General features: G+C 74.2%; 1 protein-coding gene. It reads right to left on the bottom strand.

What is annotated here, in order from left to right:
• A partial coding sequence (locus GH736_RS23960) for an SIS domain-containing protein (protein ID WP_203230951.1) occupies nt 1-640 on the bottom strand: 640 nt, incomplete at both ends.

Raw genomic sequence — 640 nt, 5'->3', positions numbered from 1 at the left:
CGGTGGCGGCGACCTCGCCGGCGAGCCCGGCCGGGGCGTCGCCGAAGTGCCAGGTGACCCTGCCGGGGGCGGCGATCGAGATGGGCCCGTGCCGGTACTCCATCGCGGGGTACGACTCGGTCCACGACTGCGAGGCCTCGCGCATCTTCAGGGCGGCCTCGTGGGCGAGGCCGACCGTCCAGCCGCGGCCGAGGAAGCTGTACTGCTCGGCCTCGACGAGCGCCGGATCGAGGTCGTCGGCGATGGCGCGTTCGGCGTCGGCCACGGCCGCTCCGAGGTCCTCGCCGAGCGAGGCGCGGAAGAGCGCCAGCGCCGTCGTGGCGAACCGGGTCTGCACCACCGACCGTTCGTCGGCGAACGGCAGGGTCACGGCTTCGTCGACCAGCCCGACGAGCGGGGAGGTCGCGTCGCCGATCACGCCGACGGTGCGCACGCGGCCGCGCAGGCGGTCGACGAGTTCGAGCACCTCGGTCGTGGTGCCCGAGCGGGTCAGTGCGACGACCGCGTCGTAACCGCGATCGACGAAGGCCTCGGATGCCGCGAAGGCGTCGGTCTCGCCGTGCCCGCCGGCTTCGCGCAGCCACGCGTACGACTGCGCGATGAACCACGACGTGCCGCACCCGACGACCGCGATGCGGGC

The organism is Agromyces humi (assembly GCF_009720255.1).
GTDB lineage: Bacteria > Actinomycetota > Actinomycetes > Actinomycetales > Microbacteriaceae > Agromyces > Agromyces humi.
The sequence above is the reverse complement of the archived record's forward strand: the minus strand, read 5'-3'. Positions and strand labels throughout refer to the sequence as shown.